The following is an 18,482-nucleotide window of genomic DNA, read 5'->3' on the forward strand; positions in this document are numbered from 1 at the left end:
GCCGATCCGCCTTTCCCTTTCCACGACGAGGTCACACATGCGCCTGCCCGCCCTGCTGTCTTCGATCGTCCTGCTGGCGCCGCTGGGCGCGCACGCGGCCGACATGCCCCGCCTCAACGCCATGCACGTGCTGGGCTCGCACAACAGCTATCGTCCCGACCTCGATCCGGCGGCCCTGGCGCATCAGCGGCAGGTGATGGGCGAACGCTCCACCGGCGTCGAATACGGTCATCCGCCGATCACCGCCCAGCTGAACCTGGGCCTGCGCCAAGTCGAATTCGACCCCTATGCCGACAGCGCCGGGGGTCTCTACGCCGCGCCCTACCTCAACGATCCGGCCAAGCTAGAGACCATGAAGCGTCCCGGCGCCAAGGTCCTGCACGCTCCCGTGGTCGACGCACGCACCCACTGCCTGCCCCTGGCCGACTGCTTCGGCGAGGTCGCCGCCTGGTCGCGCGCTCATCCGGACCACGAGTTGATCGTGATCTTCGTCAACACCAAGGAAGAGCCGTTCAACAGTCCCGCCATTCCGAACCCGCCGCTCTACACCGAGGCGGACCTGGCCGGGATCGACGCCGACGCGGTCCAGGCCTTCGGCCGCGCCCACATCGTCGCGCCGGACGACCTGCGTGGCGACACTTCCACGCTACGCGTGGCGGCGACGAGCGGACGCTGGCCCGGCCTGACGGCCTCGCGCGGCAAGGTGCTGCTGGTGCTGGATTCCAATCCGCGCATCGCCGAGCTCTATCGGCGGAACCATCCCTCCCTGAAGGGGCGCATGATGTTCGGCCTCTATGACGCCGCCGAGCCCGAAGCCGCCGTGTTCAACATCCAGGATCCGAAAGCCGAGGAAGCCCGGATCAAGGACTTGGTCGCCCAGGGCTTCCTGGTCCGCACGCGCAGCGACGCGGACACCCGCGAGGCGCGCCAGCATGACCTCAGCCGCCTGCAGGCCGCCCTGCGCTCGGGCGCGCAGATCATCAGCACCGACTATTATCCTGGCGCGCCCGACCCGCTGGGGCTGAAGTTCGTGGTGACGCCGCCCTGGTTCAAGACACCTCGATAGACACAATTGGGAGCCGTCGAAGAAGCGCCAGACCGACAGCGTAGGCGCGGTTCGCTTGCGAGCAGACACGCAAGCGAACCTGGGGCGCTGTCGTTCGAAGCGGGCTTGATCGAACGAGCGTCAGAACCGCCAGTTCAGCACGGCGCGGGCGCCATGGTCCGTTGCGCGATCGCCAAAGCTGCCTGAGTAGCTGATCCCGAGCGAAACGGCCTTGCTGAGATCGGCGTCGAGGCCGACGTCCAAGGCGAGGGCGTCCTTGTCGATCGGCACGCCGGCGGTCCTGAAGGACGAGCCCGTCGAGAAGGCCAAATCGATGGTCGGCGCGCGGTCTCCGAACGCATGGCGCCATGATGCCGCGCCCGTGAGACGCAGACCAAGATCTCCGGCGTCGAAGGCCGTCTGGGCTCGCAGGCCTAGCGATCCATAGGTCACGTGCTCGTCGCTGTCGCCGCCGTGTAGCGCGGCGGCTCCGCCTGTCTCGCTCATTTGGGCGTCGAACAGCGCGACATGCGCCACGCCGGCGAACGGCTGCAGCATGACCCCGCTCAGTTGGCGCTTCACGGCCACCTCGCCGAACATCTGGAAGGTGCGCGCCGAATAGTCGCTCGACAGCGTGTCGCCAAATCCCGCGAACGCGACACCCCGCGTCGCGTGAACGTCGTTCCAGGCATAGGCCCCGCCGAGCTGGAATGACATCGCGCCGCGAGCGGCCACGACGTAGGCGCTGGCGTGGTAAGTATCGATCTCGTGCTTGGCTTGGGTCGTCTTCAGCTGGCTGGAACTGTAGCCGACCGCGACGCCGGCGCGGACATGTTGACCCAAGGCCTGATCGAAACCGGTCAGCAGCCCTTGGGTGTCGTGATCATGACCCTGGGCGTTTCCGTCACTCTTCGTGTCGCCCCAGCCGCCGAACGCGCTTCCCCACATCGACAGGCCCTCGGCGCCAGCCAAGCCGCCGCGCGAGAGCACCGCGTCGCGCACGAACCGGCTGTCCTGGATCAGTGCGCCGCGCGTGCTCGCATAGTCCGAGCCGGCCAGTTGGTCGAACGCCGCACGGGCCTGATCGGCCGAAAGATTGGTCACGGCATCGAAGACCAGATTGTTCGAGGCGAGGCTTTCAGCGCCTGCGGCCACCGCGACCTGGTTCGGGGTAAGGCCGATCTCGGTGAAGGCGATGTCGTTGCGTCGGAGCCGCAGATAGACGTTGTTGCCGTCGTAGCTGAGCGAAGGGTCCAGGAAGGCGAGATTGGAGGTCACGCTATCGAACTTGCCGCCGGCCGAAATGCCGCCGTCGGCATGTAGGATCAGATAGCTGGTCTCCGGCTTGTAGGTTCCCGCGCCCGCCAGCACCTTGACAGCTCCCCCTTGGAGGACGGCCACGCCGGACGCGACGATCTTGTCCGACTGCCCCGCCGCGTTCGCCTCGACCTCGAAGACCGAGCCCGGCTTGAAGGTGACGCCGCCGGCGACGTTCAGCGTGCCGATCGAGTTGCCGGGCGCGATCGTGCCGGACACGACAGTGGTCCCCACCGTGCCGCCGCCCTGCAGGCGACCACCGGACCAGACCTCCAGGGTACCGCCCAGCGAGCCGCTCACGGCCAGCGTGCCCTGCTCGACCCGCGTCGAGCCGGCGAAGCCGCCGGAGGCGCCGGTCAGTTCGGTCTTGCCCGTCCCGATCTGGCGGATGACGCCCGAACCGCTGACGACGCCGCCGAAGGTGATGGCGTCCGATCGGTTGAAGGCCAGGGCGCCGTTGTCGACAACATCGCCGACGATCGAGCCCAAAGCCCCGCCGGCGCCGATCTGCAGCGTCCCCGCCTGGATGGAGGTCCCGCCTGAGTAGCTGTTGGCTCCCGTCAGGATCAGGACGCCGGCCTCGGTCTTGATGACCCGGCCCGCGCCGGTGATCGCCGCGTCGATCGTGGCCTTGTCGGCCAGCACGCGGATCTCGCTTCCCGCCGAAGCGGTGACCAACTGGCCAGTCCCCGTCAGCACATAGCCTTCATCGACGAACTGCAGCCCCTGGAAGCTCTGCGCGCCCTCAATCGTGATCCGGCCGCCGGTGAAACCGCCAGCGTCCTTGAACACGGTGTTATGGCCCGCCCAGCTTGCCGGCACGCCGCCGCCCTGGTTCAGCCATTGCGTGCTGGCGGCGCTCCAGACGCCATCGCCGCCCTGCCATTGCTGCAAGGTGTCGTCGCCGACAGCCGTGCCGACAAAGAGATCGACCCTCCCGCTGCCGGCCAGCAACGTGTAGCCCAAGGGGGTGATCAGTGACGTGGAGCCGATCACGGCGGTATTGGCGGTCAGGGCGCCGCCATAGGTGATGAGGCGATAGTAGCCCAGGCCAGCGACGCCATCGGCCGAGTTCGCGCTCTGCGCCAGATTGACCACGCCGTTCAGCGCCAGGTCGCCGCTGACGACGATGCGGTCGCTCACGCCCGGAGAGGCCGCTGAAGCGCCGGGCGCGCCCAGCTCGACATCGAGATTGGAGCCCGCAGAAAGGGTCAGGTCGCCGGCAATCGACAGCGAACCGACGGAGTTGCCGGGAGCCAGGTGACCGCCGCTCTGGACCGTGGTGTCGCCCACCGTTCCCGAACCGCCCAGCGTCGCGCCGGAAGCGACGGTGATCGTCGAACCGGCCAGCGAGCCGTTGACCGACAGGGTTCCGGCGCCGACGGTCGTGGCGCCGGTGAAGGCCGAGGAGTCTTCGGTCAGCACCAGCTTCCCGGAGCCGGCCTTTCGGAACTCGCCCGCACCCGAAAGCACGAACTCGTAGGCCCCGTCCGTGCTTTGGTCGAGGGTCAGGAACGCCCCGGAGCCGATCGACGCGTCGCTGCCGAAAAGGCCGCCCGCGGTGACCACGCCGCCGCCCGAGATCGTCCAGTTCGACGCGGATTCACCGGTCAGGGTCAGTGTTCCCGCCCCCGTCTTGGTCACCGCGCCACCGCTGGAGATTTGTCCGTGATAGACGCCGTCGAACGCTTGGTCGAAGACGACGCCGCGACTACCCACGCCGGTACCGAAGACCACGCTGCCGGCCAGGCTGTCGCTGTCGCCCTTCAGCACGCCTTCAAGCACCGACCAGGTCTGATTGCCCGTGCCCGTCAGGGTCCAGGTGCTAGCGCCCAGCTTCTCGAAGGTGTCGAAGCCCATGTAGCCGTAGCCGTCAACGGATCCGTCCGACCCGATATGCATGGCGTCGAACGTGTCGTCGTCCGCGCCGCCCAGGGCCAGCACGTTGTTGGAGCCGCCGCCGGACACCATCACGATGTCACGGATCCACGAGCCCGCGTGAAGCTCCAGACGGTTGTCGCTGCCGAACAGCTGGATCGCGTAGGCGCGCTGGAAACTCACGCTGACGCCGCCGATGATCGTGCCTGAATTGATGATGGTGGTGGACCCGGTGCTGGCGCCGACCACGCCCCTGCCGCCAGCGCCCCGCTGGATCGCGTTGGAAGCCGGGCCGCCCGCCCCGCCCTGGATCGTCCCGGCGTTGACCAGCAGCCCCGGCTGGCCACCGGTGAAGACGATGCCCGCCCCGCCGGCCCCGGAATACATCCCGCCGAAGTTGCCGTTCCCTTCCCCGCCGACGCCGCCGGCGATGAGGCCGGTCGCGCTGTTCTCGATCGCGCCGCCCCAGGCGATCACGCCGATGCCGGCCGCGCCGCCGTTCGAATAGCCGTAGCCGCCCTCGCCGCCGGTGATCGTCCCCGCGTTGGTGATGGTTCCCAGGTTGCTGAGCACGCCGGCCGCGCCGGCACCACCCCAACTATTGAACGTACCTCCGGCCCCGCCCGTGATCGTGCCGCTTTGGACGTCCAGAGAACCGCCGTTGTAGAGGAAGAGGCCCGCGCCGCCGTTGCCGAGCGCCATGCCCGCGCCGCCCGTGATGGCGCTGCCCGAACCGCCCGCGCCGCCGTTGACGGTCACCGAGCCGCCGTCCAGCAGCACCAGCCCGACGCCGCCACCGCCGCCACCGCCACCGCTGCCGCTGCCGCCCTCGCCGCCACCACCGCCCTTGACGTCATAACCTTCGGTCGTGACCTGGACGTTGGTCCCCGTCAGCACCAGCCCGCCGCCGCCGCCGCCACCGCCTCCGTCGGCGGCATTGGCGCCGTCCGTCGCGATGAAGTCGGCGGTCAGGCCATAGGGCCCGGTCGCGGCGACCTGCGAACCAAGACCGCCATCGCCGCCAACGGTGCTGTCGCCGCCGCCGCCGCCGCCAGCCGAGAGGTCGTTCAGCGCGCCGGGCTGCCCCCCGGGCTGAGCGCCATTGCCGCCGGCCTCGGCCGAACCGGTCGGCGTGGCGGCGGCCGAACCGCCATAGGCCGGGACGTCGGAGGCGCCACCGCCACCGCCGGCGATACCGCCCAGGGGCGTGAAGGAGCCGCTGCCCGAGCCATCGCCGCCGCCCCGGGTGATCTGCCTGGCCTGGGCCGTCGGAGCGGCCAGGCCAACCGCCAGCGCCAGCACCGCCAGCGAGACCGAATTGCGGATGACTCGAACTTTCGAAAACTGCTGCACCGTCGTACCTGCTACTGGCCCGCTTCACCCGGGCGTCATTGATGACTGGGGGCAGGCGTCGAGCGCCGAGATCTCTGAGGAGTCGCAGTCGCCCCCGACTGCCTGTTTGGCCATCACGTGCCATGGGCGAGAGGCCCCGCACTATGCGATCCCGGCATGAACGGCCGAGGCGGACCAAGGTCAGTGCATGTTCCGGCGCAAGGTCTCGGAGGGACGCTCGCCGAAGCGGAGCCGGTAGGCCTGGGCAAAGCGGCCCAGCTCCCAGAAGCCATAGCGCATGGCGCTGGTCGTCACCGGGCTGTCGGCTGGATCGGACGCCAGCAGCTCGGCGCGCACGAGATCCAGTCGGCGATTGCGCGCGTAGCGAACCGGACCTTCTCCAAGGAACTCCAGGCAGGCCAAGTTCAGTGTCCGCTGCGCCACCCCGATCGCCGCGCAGATGCCGCTCAGCGACAGCATGTCCTCCGGACGCTCCTCAAGGGCGCGCTCGAAACGGGCGACGATCTGGCGATGCCGTCCGATCGCAGCGCGGTCCGGTTTCACCAGACCCTGGGAGAGACAGGCCAGCAGGCTGTCCATGAGTGCGCCGGACAAGGCCTTGGCCGGCCGTGGTTCGTCGATGACCCAAGGCGTCTGCTGGATCACGCCCGAGACGTCGCCCATCAGACCGACCAGCGCCTCCATCTCGCGCGCGGGCGCGACGAACATCCGGTCCTCGTCCAGCGGAACCTCGGGCTGGGTCGCCCAAAGGCCCCGCCCCTGCTCGGCCATGAGATCGAAGGGAACCGTGATGATGCCGAAGGCCCAGGGCATGTCCTGCGGCGAACTGGTGACGGTCCGCGCGTTCGGTCGGAAGTGGAAGATATGCCGGCCATGCAGCTTTCGCCCCGAAACACGACGAACGACGGCCGGCTCGGTGGCGAACATGAACGTATGAACGCCGGGGATATTGGCCGCTTGAGGAATGCCCTGGGCGAAGCGGCCCGCGCCGACGTTCAGCCCGCCGATCGTCGCGCGGGCCAAGGTCCCTTCGAATTGGCGTCCAGCCTGCCCCAACGGACTGGGACTGGCGCCGGCATTGATATCTCCGATCGCGAGCGCCATCGCCTCGGGATCCGAGAAACGACGGAACAGGCTTCGCTGGGGCGCGGCGATTTGCGGCGAGGCTGTCATCGCGACGTGTCCAGGCCATAGCCGGCTTCGCGCCAGGTCTTCAGGCCGCCATCCAAGGCGGTGGCGCGCATGAAGCCCAGGCTGCGCAAGGTGGCCGCCGCCAGGGTCGAAATCTTGCCGAACTCGCAGCAGGTGACGATGCGCAATGTAGGATCGGGGATCGTCTCGTTTACCCGGAGTTCCAACTGGCCGCGCGGGATGTGCAGAGCCCCGGGGATGTGGCCGGCCTTGAAGGCGCTCTCCTCGCGCACGTCCAGCACCAGCAGGTCGTTGGGGCGCTGCTCGATCCGGCGGTTCAGCTCTTCCAGCCCCATGTGGGGCACCTGGGCGGTGGCTTCGGCCAGCAGTTGGGCGACCGTTTTGCCGCCGGTCATGTTGGTGCGCAGCGCCTCGGTCAGGTGCGTGGGCGCGGCCAGGTTCAGGTCGCGCATCATCTGGGTGAAGGCGGCGCGGTCGTTCTTCCGTAGGCGAGGGTTTTCAGCGATCTCCGCCCCAATGGTCGAGTGTGAACGCCCCTTGTAGTCGTGGGCGGGATAGACCCGCATCGCCGGGTCCAGGGTCAGCAGTTTGCCGAACAGACTGTCGTACAGCTGGTCCGGATCGCCGGTCGGCAGGTCGGTCCGGCCGGTCCCGCCAATCAATAGAGTGTCCCCCGTGAACACCCGGTCACGCACGACCAGGCTCATGGAATCGCGGGTGTGCCCCGGCGTATGCAGCGCCTTGATCCGCAGGTTGCCGACGATCAGCATGTCGTCGTCATCCAGCCGCAGACGCGCATGAGGCGCGGGGCTGATCGCGTGCATGACCGTAGGCGCATCCAGCAGTTCACCCAGTTGCTGGGCGGCCGAGAAGTGGTCGGCATGGGTGTGGGTATCGACGATATAGCGGACCCGCAGGCCATCGCGGTTGGCCAGCGCCCGGTAGCGATCGATCTGACTGATCTCCGGATCGATCAACACCGCGCCCAGCGTGTCAGGGCAGCCGACCAGATACGATTGGCAACCGCCCGCGACGATCTGTTCGAAGATCATCTCAACCCTCCCCCTGTCGCGCGATGGCGTTCACGGGTCAGGCCTTGGGCTGGGCGACGACCCGGAGGTACGGCTTCAGGGTCTTCCAACCGTCTGGATACTTCGCCCGGGCCTGTTCGTCGGTGACGCTGGGCGGGATGATCACATCCTGGCCCGGACGCCAGTTGACGGGCGTGGCCACCGTGTGGCGGGCCGTCAGCTGGCAGGAGTCGAGCAGCCGCAACACTTCGTCGAAGTCACGGCCCGAGGTCATCGGGTAGATCAGCATCGCCTTGATCTTCTTGTCGGGGCCGATGATGAACACCGCGCGCACCGTGGCGTTGTCGGCGGCGGTCCGGCCCTCGGAGGTGACGCCCGCGCCTTCCGGCAGCATGTCGTAGAGGGTGGCGACGTTCAGGTCGGTGTCGCCGATCATCGGGTAGTTGACCGCGTGACCTTGGGTTTCCTCGATGTCGGCGGCCCAGCGCGCATGGTTCTCGATCGGGTCGACGCTGAGGCCGATGACCTTGGTGTTGCGCTTGTCGAACTGCGGCTTCAGCCCGGCCATGTAGCCCAGCTCGGTCGTGCAGACCGGGGTGAAGTCCTTGGGGTGCGAGAACAGGATGGCCCAGCTGTCGCCAATCCAGTCGTGGAATACGATGTCGCCCTGGGTGGTCTTGGCCGTGAAGTTCGGGGCCTCGGAATTGATCCGCAGGGACATGAGGTCGGTCTCCGTTCCAGAAGGGCGTGGCGATCGCAACCGCGCTATCCACAGGCCGATGGGCTAACCCTGGCGTGTATCAAGCCTCGCTTTAGAGACTTGTGTGGCTATGCGAAATACCCACTTTTAGCACAATGGAGATGACCACTTTACCTTCGCGCGCTGCTGCCTCCACCGCCGGCGCGAATGCGACCTTGCTGTCGGTAGTCCTGGACCGCGCCGCGCTGGAACCCTTGGGGCGTCAACTCTACCTGCGGATTCGCGACCTCATTCTGCAGGAGCAGTTGGCGGGCGACGCGCGGCTGCCGTCCAGCCGCAAGCTGGCCATCGAACTGGACGTTTCGCGCACGGTGACTCTGGCGGCCTACGATCAACTTTCGGCTGAAGGTTATCTGGAATCTAGACGGGGTTCGGGTCACTACGTCCGCGCCCTGAACAGGCGCGCGCCCGGCGTGGTTCGGCCGGTCAAGCCTGGGCGCGCACCGACGGCGATTCCCAAGCCCGAGATCAAGGCGCCCACATCGCGGGGGCGCCCCTTCGACCCCGACGCCCCGGCCTCGGCGCTGTTTCCGGTCCGGACCTGGGCCAGGCTGATGGCGCGAGGCTGGCGACGCGAGGGCGAGGCGGCCGCCGGCTTCGACGACTGGGCGGGCCTCACGTCGTTGCGGACGGCGATCGCCGGCTATCTGCGCGCCCTGCAAGGGTTGGACTGCACAGCCGAGCATGTGCTGGTCACGGGCGGAAACGCCGACGCCCTGCAGTTGATCACACGCGCCCTGGGGGCGCCGGGCGCACGGATCTGGGTCGAGGACCCGGGCCATATCGGTGCGCGCCAGACGCTGCGGCGCGAAGGACTGGCGGTTGTTCCCGTGCCGGTCGACGCCGAGGGCCTGGACGTGGCGGCCGGCCGACGCCTGGCTCCGGAGGCGCGGTTCGCCCTGGTCACGCCGTCGCGTCAGTTTCCTTCGGGCGCGCCGCTCAGCCTTCCGCGGCGCGTGGCGCTGATCGACTGGGCGCGGGACACCGGCGCGATCGTCATCGCCGATGACTACGACAGCGAACTCCGGTTCGCCGGCCGGCCTGTCGCGCCCCTGTCAAGTCTGGACCAAGGCGGAACGGTGCTGGCGATCGGCGGCTTTTCAAAAGTCACCTTTCCAGGGCTGAGGCTGGGCTACATCGTCGGCGCGCCATCCCTGATCGCTCGCCTGATCCAGGCGCGCGCCCGCGACGGGACGCCTGTCGCCACCGCCGCGCAGCCGGCCTTGGCCGAGTTCATCGCCGGCGGAGGCCTGGCCCGACACCTGCGCGCCCTGCGTCAGCGAATGGGCGCGCGGCGCCTGGCGCTCGCCGCCGCGCTCGAAGCGCGGCTTGGCGATATGCTGACGGTCTCTCCCCAAGAGGTTGGCATGCATCTGGTGGCTGTCCTGAACGCCCCTTTGCGAGGCTGGGAATCGGACGTGGCCTTCGCGGCCTTCGCTGCGACACGAGGCCTTGACCTGGACCCGCTCTCGACCCACGCTGGCGTAGCGGAAGGACGTCAGGGCTTCCTGTTGGGTTACGCCGCCTGGGACGAGCAAGGCCTGACGGCTGGCGTCGAGATCCTGGCGACCCTTCTGGCGGAAGAGCGCTAGGCGTCTAGTCTCCGCACCCGCGAAGCGACTTCACGGACGCCTTGGACGAAGCGAGCGCGGCCCGATCGGCGCCCTGACGAATAGCGCTGGCCGCGGCAAGATCCTGCACGATGTGGCCCAGGGACTTGTAGACGGTGACCTGCTCACGGGATTCACGACCGGCGATGGCGCCGCTCAGCACCTCACCGATCTCGCCCGCGATATGATCGTCGCCGATCCGGCCCGTGGCCTTGGCGCGCAGAAACTCCGCGCCCTGGGTTAGCACGCCGGCGCGGCTGTCTACGATGAAGCGCGACATCGCCACGAGATCGTCGTCGACTTCGACGGGGCCGGCGACGCTTGATCCGACGAGGTTGACGTGCACGCCCGGCGTGAGCCATCGGCCAAGCAGGATCGGCTCGGCGGCGTTGGTGCAGGTGCAGACGATGTCAGCGCCGTCGACGGCGGCCTGGACGCTCGGCGCCGCCACGACCGGCAGACCGGTCGCGGCCGTCATCTCCGCGGCGAACGCTTCGGCCCGGACGGCGTCGCGGCCCCAGACCCGTACCTCGGTGACCGACCGCACCAGGGCGATGGCGCGTATGTGGCCGGCGGCCTGCTCGCCGTAGCCAAGCACGGCCAGGCGCCCGGCGTCGTCCCGCGCCAAGGCTTCGGTGGCCACGGCGCTGGCCGCCGCGGTGCGGATGGCGGTGATGGCCCCGGCGTCGGCCACGCAGGTCGGCGCGCCGGTGGCTGGATCGAATAAGACCACGACGCCCTGGTGTGACGGGCGCCCCTTGGCGAAGTTCTCCGGATAGACGCTGACCAGCTTGGCGCCGAACACCCCGTCGTCGCCCAGCGCGCCCGGCATGATCCCGAACATGTGGCCGTCGCCAAGAGGGATGATCGAACGCAGCAGCTGACGCGTACGGCCGGCCGAGAAGGCGGTCATCGCCGCGCGCACCAGCGGGATGCATAAGGCGTAGGTGAGCCTGCGACGGACCGTTTCGGCGTCGATGATCTGCATGGCGTTGTCGGCCCTCGGGGTGTCGGTTGCGCGGTTCACGCCAAGCCGCGCGTCACGGCCAGGCAGCGCGCGATGTCGTCGGCCGTGTTGAACAAGGCTGGCGCGATGCGCACCCGGCCGCCGCGCACCGTGACGTCGACCTTGGCGGCGGCGAAGGCGGCGCGAACCTTGTCCATCGGCTGGGCGGTTTCGAAGGCGACGATCGGCGCGCGATTGCCCATTGGCGTGACCAGGCGATGGCCCTGGGCCGCGAGGCCTTTCTGCAGGTCCAGCGCCAAGCCGACGGTGTGGGCCTCGATGCGCGCGACGCCGACGCCGTCGAGATAGGTCAGGCCGGCGCTCAGGGCGTGAGCTTCGCCGAACGCACGGCTGGAATAGTCGAACCTGCGGGCGGTGGCGTCGATCTGGAAGTCGCCGTCCGGCAGTTCGTGGTCGGCGTGGAACTCGCCGTAACGATCCAGGGCCAGGCGTTGCGAGAGCTCGCGGCGCACGTAGAACGGCGCGACGCCCCACCCGGCCAGCAGCCACTTGTAGCCGCCGGCGCACAGGAAATCGACGTCGGCCGCCTTTACGTCCACGGCCACCGCCCCGACCGCCTGGACGGCGTCCGCATAGACCAGGGCGCCGCGCGCATGAGCCAGATCGCACAGGGGGCGCATCTCATGGCGAAAGCCGTTGCGGTGCGAGATCCAGGCGACCGAGACCAAGCGGGTGCGATCGTCGATCAGCGGCTCGAAGTCCTTGGCCTCAACCACGCCGCCGCGATTGCGGACGATGCGCAGCTGGATGCCCCGAGTCCTCTCCAGGCGGCGGTAGAGCACGAACTCGGTATCGTAGTGCAGGTCGTCGATGACGACATTGTCGCCCGGCTTCAGCTCCAGGCCATTGGCGACCACGTTCTCGCCCTCGGCGGTGGAGAACAGCAGGCCGACCTCGTCGGGCGAGGCGTTGATCAGCCGCGCGAACTGGCCGCGCACGCGTTCGCAGCCATGCAGAAGTTCGCCGACCTCCATCGGGCGCGTGGCCTTGGCCTCAGCGAAGGCGGCCGCCGCGGCGGCCACCTGGCGCGGGCTGGGGGTGATGTAGGCCGCGTTGAGGAAGGCGCGGCCGGTCTCAACGATCGGGAAGTCGGCGCGCACGTCCAAGACCGACGAAGAGTTGGGCGCGACCGAGGTCTGCAGGGACGCGGCCGTCGCCGGACCGGCGGCCAGCACGCCCGCCAGCAGGACGCGACGGCTGGGTTGCGAGGTTCGCATGTCGACGCCTCCCTTCTAGAGTTCGGTGGGCCTGCGGATGAAGGTCAGGCCGACGGCGGCCAGGCCGGCCAAGGCCGCGCAGGGCGCCGCCGCCAGCAGCACGGCGGCCGGAGCCAGGCCGAGGGCCAGCAGTTTCCCGGCCGCCAGCGGCCCCGCGACGCCGCCCAGACGGCCAAACGACACCGCCGAGCCGACGCCGGTGGCGCGCACCAGGGTCGGGTAGTAGCCGGGCGCCAGGGTGTAGAGCACCAGTTGGCCGCCGATCGCGAAGAAGCCCACCACGACGCCTACGGCGACCACCGGCCAGAAGCCTTGCGCGGCGCCCATCGCCCACAGCCCGACGACGATGGCCAGGTAGGTGACGACCAGCAGCGAGCGCAACCGCCCCTTGTCGGTGATCATCGCCAGGACAATGCAACCCAGCACCGCGCCACCGTTCTCGAAAGCCGCGATCAGACCAGCCTGCTGGGGCGTGAAGCCCTTGGCGACCATCAGGGTCGGGAGCCAGTTGTTCAACAGGTAGACGATGACCTGGGTGAAACCATAGGCGATCCACAGCAACGTCGTGATTGTGGCCCTCCCCTCTCCGAACAGCGCGAAGGCGGCTGACGACGACTTGGAGGTGAGGGCCGAACTCTTGGCGGCGCGGAAGGCCGCCGACTCCGGCAGCAGGAAGATCAGCACCGGTAGCAGCAGCAGAGGCGCCGCCCCGCCAATGTAGAAGATATGGGTCCAGTCGAGACGTCCCGCCTGGCTGGCGACGAACAGGCCCAACAGAGCGCCGCCCGTTGGCTGACCGGCGAACATCAGGCCCACGCCCGTGGCGCGGCGATCGGGCCGCGCAGCCTCGGCGGCGATGGAGATCAGGTTGGGAAAGGCCGCTCCAATGCCCAGACCGCACAGAAAGCGGATGACGATGAACTGGTTCAGGTCACCGGCTTGAGCCGTGAGGATCGAGAACGCCCCGAGCACCACGAAGGCGCTGACCACCACCCACTTGCGGCCGATCCGGTCGCCCAGCCGTCCCCCCGCCGCCGCCCCAGCCATCAGCCCCAGCACGGCGGCGGTCAGGATGTAGGACATCTGCGCCGGGTTGAAGTGGAAAGCCCGGGCCACGGAGGGCGCGGCTAGCCCCATGGAGACGATGTCGGCCCCTTCGAACAGAGCGGCCAGGAAGCAGATGAAGATGGTCGAGGATCCGCGCCGGCGGACGGCGACGTCTTGGAGCGAGGCGCTCATCGGCGTTCCTTTCAAGGCTGGGCGGCGGCGCGCATGAAAGCGCGCATGTCGGCGGCGAACTGGGCGCGCGCCGGTGCGTCCCGATAGATGGCGTGACCCGCCAGGTAGCATCGCATGGTCACCGCCTCGCGATAGAGCGAGGCTATCCGACGGCCGCGCTCGGCGTCCATCGAACATCCGCCCAGCGGATCATAGGCTCCGTGCGGCACGATCACCCGCAGGCGGGGGCTGAGCGCCATGGCCTCGGCGGCGCCCGGCAGGCGCGGGCCGTAGCTGCCCATGCCGATGCGCCCGCTCTTGCCGAACTCGGCCTGGACGGCGTCGACCTGGGCGCGCGTCGCGCCATAGACATTGGAATGCAGGAAGCTGCTGTTGACCGGCGGCGGATAGGTTCCGCTTGGGGCGAAGCCATCGTCGATGGGCTCGGAGCCGAAGTACGGCAGGTCGGTCGGATAGCCCAGGTCGTGGCGCATATAGCGAACGCCCAGCGCCAGGGACGGCGTCTTGTAGGGCGTCAGCTTGCGGTAATCGAGATAGTACGGCAGCCGGCCGGGGACGAGCGAACCCAGGAAGTGGCCTTGGGTCAGGCTCAGGGTCTCGGGATCGATATCCTTGGGCGCCAAGCCAATGCGGCGGGCCAGCTCGGCGATGACGGCGGCCTTCTCGTCCTCCGAGAGGCTGCTCAGCCGTCGCAGGGCGGGAATGTAGACCGCCCGCGCCCAGGCCTCGGCGTTGGCCCGCGCCGCCTCGGGCGTCACGCCCAGATCGGCGGGCAGTTTCTTGTAGTAGAGGGCGGCCACCGCATAGTCGCCGATGTGCATGGCGTCGCCGAGCAGGGCCTCGTCGTCATAGCGCGGCAGGCCCTGGGTGTTGGAGATCAGCGCCAAGCCGCGAACCTTCAATCCACGCTTGAGCAACATGTAGGCCGCCGAACCGGCCCGCCCGGCGCCGTAGCTCTGACCGGCGACAATGACCGGCCTGTCCTCCTCGCCGTGCTGAAGCAGCCAGGACCGGATGAACTCGGTGGTGGCGGCCGCGTCGCCGACGATGCTGGTAAAGGCTTCCTGCGCCTGCGGGGTCACCGCCCGCGAGAAACCGACGGCCATGGCGTCCATGAACACCAGATCGCTGTCGGTGAGCCAAGTGTCGGCGTTGTCGACCAGGGCCTCGCCCTCGATGCGCTTGGGGCCGAAGCCCTCGAAGTTCAGCGAGGCGCTGGCCGCGCCCGGCCCGCCGTTCCAGATGAAGGTGATCGGTCGCACCGTCCCCGGCTTCGCCGGCGCCCGGTAGGCGACGTAGAACAAGCGACCAAGCGGCTCGCCGGTGGCGACGTCCTTGATGGCGATGCGGCCGACCTCGGCAGTGTAGGCCAGACGTCGGCCCTGCACGCTCATCTCATGGCGGGTGATCGCCGTCGGAGGCTCGGCGTCCTGGGCCCGCGCCGCGATCGTCGTCGCCGACACGGCGCAGGCGATCAGGCTCAAGGCCAGGTCACGCAGAAAGCCGCGCTGTCGAAATTGACGTGAAATCACTGCTCGCCCCCGTGAGCACGAAGATCGGTCGATCGGACCTAATACGCGGGACGCGGCCAAACCCGCACGTGGCGCCAAATGGCGAAGGCGCCACCGGGATTCCGTCGGGTGGCACGTATTAGCTCTGCAGGGACGGCGATGAGCCGAGGTCTCGCCGAACCTTGTCGGCGAGGCGCCGCATGGGGGAGTATCCGAATGTCGAAATGGTTCGCGGCTGTCGGGGCGACGGCCCTGCTGGTGGGCGCAGGCGCGGCCCATGCCGCCGCGCCGTTGTGGCGTGTGACGATCAGCCCCGGCAAAATCAGCCAGGCGGAGAACACCGGCGTCGCCGACGTCGCGATGACCATCGAGGGCGTCGATATTCCGGCCGGCGAACCCGTCGTCACCCTGGCCACCTTCACCCCCGGCTTTGGCACGACGCAGGACGTCGAGGCCATGACCGCCGTCGACGCCCAGGGCCCTGTGCCGCTGACGGCCAAGGGCGGCAAGTGGCTCGCGGGGCGCGCGGTAAAGGGCGACCTGAAGGTCAGCTATCATCTGCCGTTGACCAACAAGACCCCGATCGCCGGCGGACCGCCGATCAACCTGCGCATCGACGGCGACGGCCTGTCGGGCCAGGGCCCGTCCATCGTCGCCCAGCCTAACATCAAGGGCGCCTATCGCATCGCTCTGCACTGGGATCTGTCGAAGATGACGCCCGGCGCATTGGGCGTGTCGAGCTACGGCGACGGCGACATCGATCTGCCGGAAGGTCCGATCAACCGGCTCGATCGCGTCGTCCTGATGGCCGGCACGGTGAAGCGCGTGAACCACGGGGTGTTCTCGGCGGTATGGACCGGAACGCCTCCGTTCGACCCGGCCGACTCCATGGCCTGGACCGCCCGACTTCATAGCTGGATGAGCAAGTTCTTCCAGGACACGCAGGAGCCGCCCTACCGCGTCTTCTTGCGCCTGAACCCGATGAACGCCGGCGGCGGCGCGGCCTTCCCGCACTCGTTCCTGGCCACCTATGGAACCGGCGTCACCGGCGAGAACCTGAAGGGCATCCTGGGTCACGAAATGACCCACACCTGGACCGCCAACGACCTGGGCAACTGGTACGACGAAGGCGACGCGGTCTTCTATCAGGAGCTGCTGCCCTGGCGCGCCGGCCTGTTCACCACCGACCAGTATCTGGCGGGGATCAACAAGACCGCCAGCCGCTACTTCACCAACCCGATGTACAACGTGCCCGAGGATCAGGTGCAGCCCCGGTTCTGGGAAGACACCCGCATCCGGGTCCTGCCCTACGACCGCGGCATGATGTATTTCGCCGTGCTGAACGGGAAGATCAAACGCGCCTCGGGCGGCAAGCGCTCGATCGACGATCTGGTCCGCGCCATGGTCATGCGGGCCCGCACCAACCAGCCGATCACCCTGGACATCTGGCTCGACATGCTCCGCAAGGAGATCGGCGAGGACGGTCCCAAGGTCCATCAGGCCATGATGGCCGGCGAGTGGATCGTTCCGGAATCGAGCGACTTCGGCCCCTGCTTCCATCGGGTGGTCAAGAAGATCCGCCGCTTCGACCTTGGGTTCGATCCCAGCTCGATCGTCAGTCCCGACAAGATCGTCAAAGACCTCAAGCCCGGCGGCGAGGCCGAGAAGGCCGGGCTGCGCAACGGCGACAAGATCGCCTACGGCATCGCCATGGACGCCCTGCAGGGCGACGTGAGCCGCACCTTCACCGTCCAGGTGACGCGCGACGGCAAGACCTTCCCCCTCACCTACCTGCCGCGCGGCGAGGCGGTGGACGCCTACCAGTGGGAACGCATCCCCGGGGCGCCTGACGACGCCAGTTGCAAGTCGTGACCCGGAGCAGATCCATGATCCAGACCCCTCTCCGGACCCGCCTCCTCGCAAGCCTGCTGGCCACGAGCCTTTTCTACGGCGCTCCCGCCCTCGCCCAGGACGCGCCGCGACCGCAGCGTCCCTCCAACGAGCCGCAGGATTTCCTCAAGGAGCCACCCAAGCCGATCAGCATCAAAGGGCCGTTCAAGCTGGTGCTGCTGGGTGAGCAGCTCTATTCGCACCCCGTCGCCGACCGGCCCGATCCGGAGATGCAGAAGGTGTTCGCCCTCACCCGCAGCGGCGATGTGACCATCGCCAATCGCGAGGGGCTGATCTTCGATCCAGCGACCTTCAAGGGCCAGGGCTACGGCAGCGGCATGCTGTGGGGCGAGGCCGCCCTGGGCAAGGACGCCAAGGCTCTGGGCATTGACATGATGACCCTGGCCAACAACCACGCCAATGACTGGGGCTGGGAAGGCCTGCTGGAGACCAAACGGCTGCTCAACGAAGCGGGCGTGGTCACCGCCGGCGGCGGGCGCGACCTGTCCGAGGCCCGTCAAGCGGGCATCCTGGAGACGCCCAAGGGCAAGGTCGCCCTGGTCGGCGCCGCGTCCAGCTTCCGCGCCAACGCCAACGCCAACGATCGCTTCCAGGACGTGCCGGCCCGGCCGGGCATCAGCCCGCTACGCCTGCGCAAGATCAACCTGGTCACCGCCGACCAGCTCGACAAGATCCGCACCCTGGCCACCCAACTGGCCTCACCGCTGAAACCCGCCCCGGCGGCCGACGCCAAGGAAGTCACGCTGGGCGAAGAGATCTATCGTCTCGCCGACAAGCCGGGCCTGCACTACGAGATGGACCTCTACGATCACGCCGGCCTGCTCAAGGCCGTGCGCGACGCCAAGCAGCAGTCCGATCTGGTGGTCTTCACCATCCACGCCCACGAGAGCCCGACAGGCTTCGACGACGACGATCCCAATCCGCCGGACTTCCTGGTGACGCTGGCCCACGACACGGTCGACGCCGGCGCCGACGTCTTCCTCGGCCATGGCCAGCACGGCATGCGCGGCATCGAGATCTACAAGGGCAAACCGGTGTTCTACGGCATCGGAGCCTTCTTCATCCGCGGCGAGATCAAGGCCCTGCAGGAGTCGGCGCTGCGCGTGTTCCCCGACGCCAGCGGCCACGCCCCGCCGCCGCCCAAGGCCGAACGATCGGTGCGGCCGGGCGGTAACCCGAAGTCCTGGTACGACGGCGTGGTCGGCGTCACCGAATACGACGCCAAGGGCAAGGCGACGGCGCTCAAGCTCTATCCGCTGGATCTGGGCAACACCTATGAGCCGACACGGCGCGGCATGCCCTATTTCGCCGACGCCGCGAACGCCCAGCGCATCCTGAAAGACTTGCAGACCTATTCCGCCCCGTTCGGGACAAAGATCGAGATCGATAGCTCGGTCGGCGTCATCCGCTTGCCCTAAGCGAGTTCAGCTC

The 18,482-nt window shown here is 68.4% G+C and carries 12 protein-coding genes; 4 read left to right on the forward strand and 8 right to left on the reverse strand.

Going from position 1 to position 18,482, the window contains the following annotated elements; all coding sequences use genetic code 11:
* Nucleotides 1-37: 37 nt before the first annotated feature.
* On the forward strand, nucleotides 38-1,066 hold the full coding sequence (locus G3M62_RS13480; RefSeq protein ID WP_165187801.1) for a phosphatidylinositol-specific phospholipase C domain-containing protein: 1,029 nt from the start codon (nucleotides 38-40) through the stop codon (nucleotides 1,064-1,066).
* A 120-nt stretch (nucleotides 1,067-1,186) separates the two neighbouring features.
* Here G3M62_RS13480 and G3M62_RS13485 read toward each other — a convergent pair whose 3' ends face one another.
* The 4 genes from G3M62_RS13485 to G3M62_RS13500 form a co-directional block, all read right to left on the reverse strand.
* Nucleotides 1,187-5,593 carry an autotransporter domain-containing protein gene (locus G3M62_RS13485; RefSeq protein WP_165187803.1) on the reverse strand — a complete coding sequence of 1,469 codons (4,407 nt, stop codon included), beginning with the start codon at nucleotides 5,591-5,593 and terminating at the stop codon, nucleotides 1,187-1,189.
* Between the two features lie 180 nt (nucleotides 5,594-5,773).
* A complete protein-coding gene (locus tag G3M62_RS13490) occupies nucleotides 5,774-6,766 on the reverse strand; it encodes an AraC family transcriptional regulator (RefSeq protein ID WP_165187805.1) in 993 nt (330 codons plus the stop codon).
* Entirely contained in the window at nucleotides 6,763-7,797 is a 1,035-nt protein-coding gene (locus G3M62_RS13495) for an MBL fold metallo-hydrolase (RefSeq protein ID WP_165187807.1), read from the reverse strand. Before G3M62_RS13495 ends, G3M62_RS13490 begins: the two co-directional genes overlap by 4 nt.
* 37 nt (nucleotides 7,798-7,834) lie before the next feature.
* Entirely contained in the window at nucleotides 7,835-8,497 is a 663-nt protein-coding gene (locus G3M62_RS13500) for a peroxiredoxin (RefSeq protein ID WP_165187809.1), read from the reverse strand.
* A 194-nt stretch (nucleotides 8,498-8,691) separates the two neighbouring features.
* Here G3M62_RS13500 and pdxR point away from each other — a divergent pair, with 194 nt between their 5' ends.
* Nucleotides 8,692-10,128: a MocR-like pyridoxine biosynthesis transcription factor PdxR gene (gene pdxR, locus G3M62_RS13505; RefSeq protein WP_165187811.1), complete on the forward strand. Its 1,437-nt coding sequence runs from the start codon at nucleotides 8,692-8,694 to the stop codon at nucleotides 10,126-10,128.
* Between the two features lie 4 nt (nucleotides 10,129-10,132).
* Here pdxR and G3M62_RS13510 read toward each other — a convergent pair whose 3' ends face one another.
* Genes G3M62_RS13510 through G3M62_RS13525 form a run of 4 tightly spaced genes read right to left on the reverse strand, consistent with a single transcriptional unit; the run spans nucleotide 10,133 to nucleotide 15,161 of the window.
* Nucleotides 10,133-11,173, reverse strand: coding sequence for an ornithine cyclodeaminase family protein (locus G3M62_RS13510; protein ID WP_205691862.1), 1,041 nt, complete (start codon nucleotides 11,171-11,173; stop codon nucleotides 10,133-10,135).
* Nucleotides 11,170-12,390, reverse strand: coding sequence for an aminotransferase class V-fold PLP-dependent enzyme (locus G3M62_RS13515; RefSeq protein WP_165187813.1), 1,221 nt, complete (start codon nucleotides 12,388-12,390; stop codon nucleotides 11,170-11,172). The genes G3M62_RS13510 and G3M62_RS13515 overlap by 4 nt, the downstream gene beginning before the upstream one ends.
* Before the next feature lie 15 nt (nucleotides 12,391-12,405).
* Nucleotides 12,406-13,629, reverse strand: coding sequence for an MFS transporter (locus tag G3M62_RS13520; RefSeq protein WP_165187815.1), 1,224 nt, complete (start codon nucleotides 13,627-13,629; stop codon nucleotides 12,406-12,408).
* An 11-nt stretch (nucleotides 13,630-13,640) separates the two neighbouring features.
* Complete coding sequence (locus G3M62_RS13525; protein WP_165187818.1) at nucleotides 13,641-15,161, reverse strand: S10 family serine carboxypeptidase-like protein; 1,521 nt, start codon at nucleotides 15,159-15,161, stop codon at nucleotides 13,641-13,643.
* A gap of 195 nt (nucleotides 15,162-15,356) precedes the next feature.
* On the opposite strand from G3M62_RS13525, the gene G3M62_RS13530 reads away from it, so the two are divergent.
* Together G3M62_RS13530 and G3M62_RS13535 are read left to right on the forward strand one after the other, a co-directional pair.
* Nucleotides 15,357-17,012, forward strand: coding sequence for a M61 metallopeptidase family protein (locus G3M62_RS13530; protein WP_165187820.1), 1,656 nt, complete (start codon nucleotides 15,357-15,359; stop codon nucleotides 17,010-17,012).
* A gap of 14 nt (nucleotides 17,013-17,026) precedes the next feature.
* The gene (locus G3M62_RS13535; RefSeq protein ID WP_165187821.1) at nucleotides 17,027-18,469 is read left to right on the forward strand and encodes a CapA family protein; all 1,443 of its coding nucleotides are present in this window, start codon (nucleotides 17,027-17,029) and stop codon (nucleotides 18,467-18,469) included.
* Nucleotides 18,470-18,482 lie beyond the last annotated feature (13 nt).

Origin of the sequence: Caulobacter soli, from assembly GCF_011045195.1 — a bacterium.
GTDB lineage: Bacteria > Pseudomonadota > Alphaproteobacteria > Caulobacterales > Caulobacteraceae > Caulobacter > Caulobacter soli.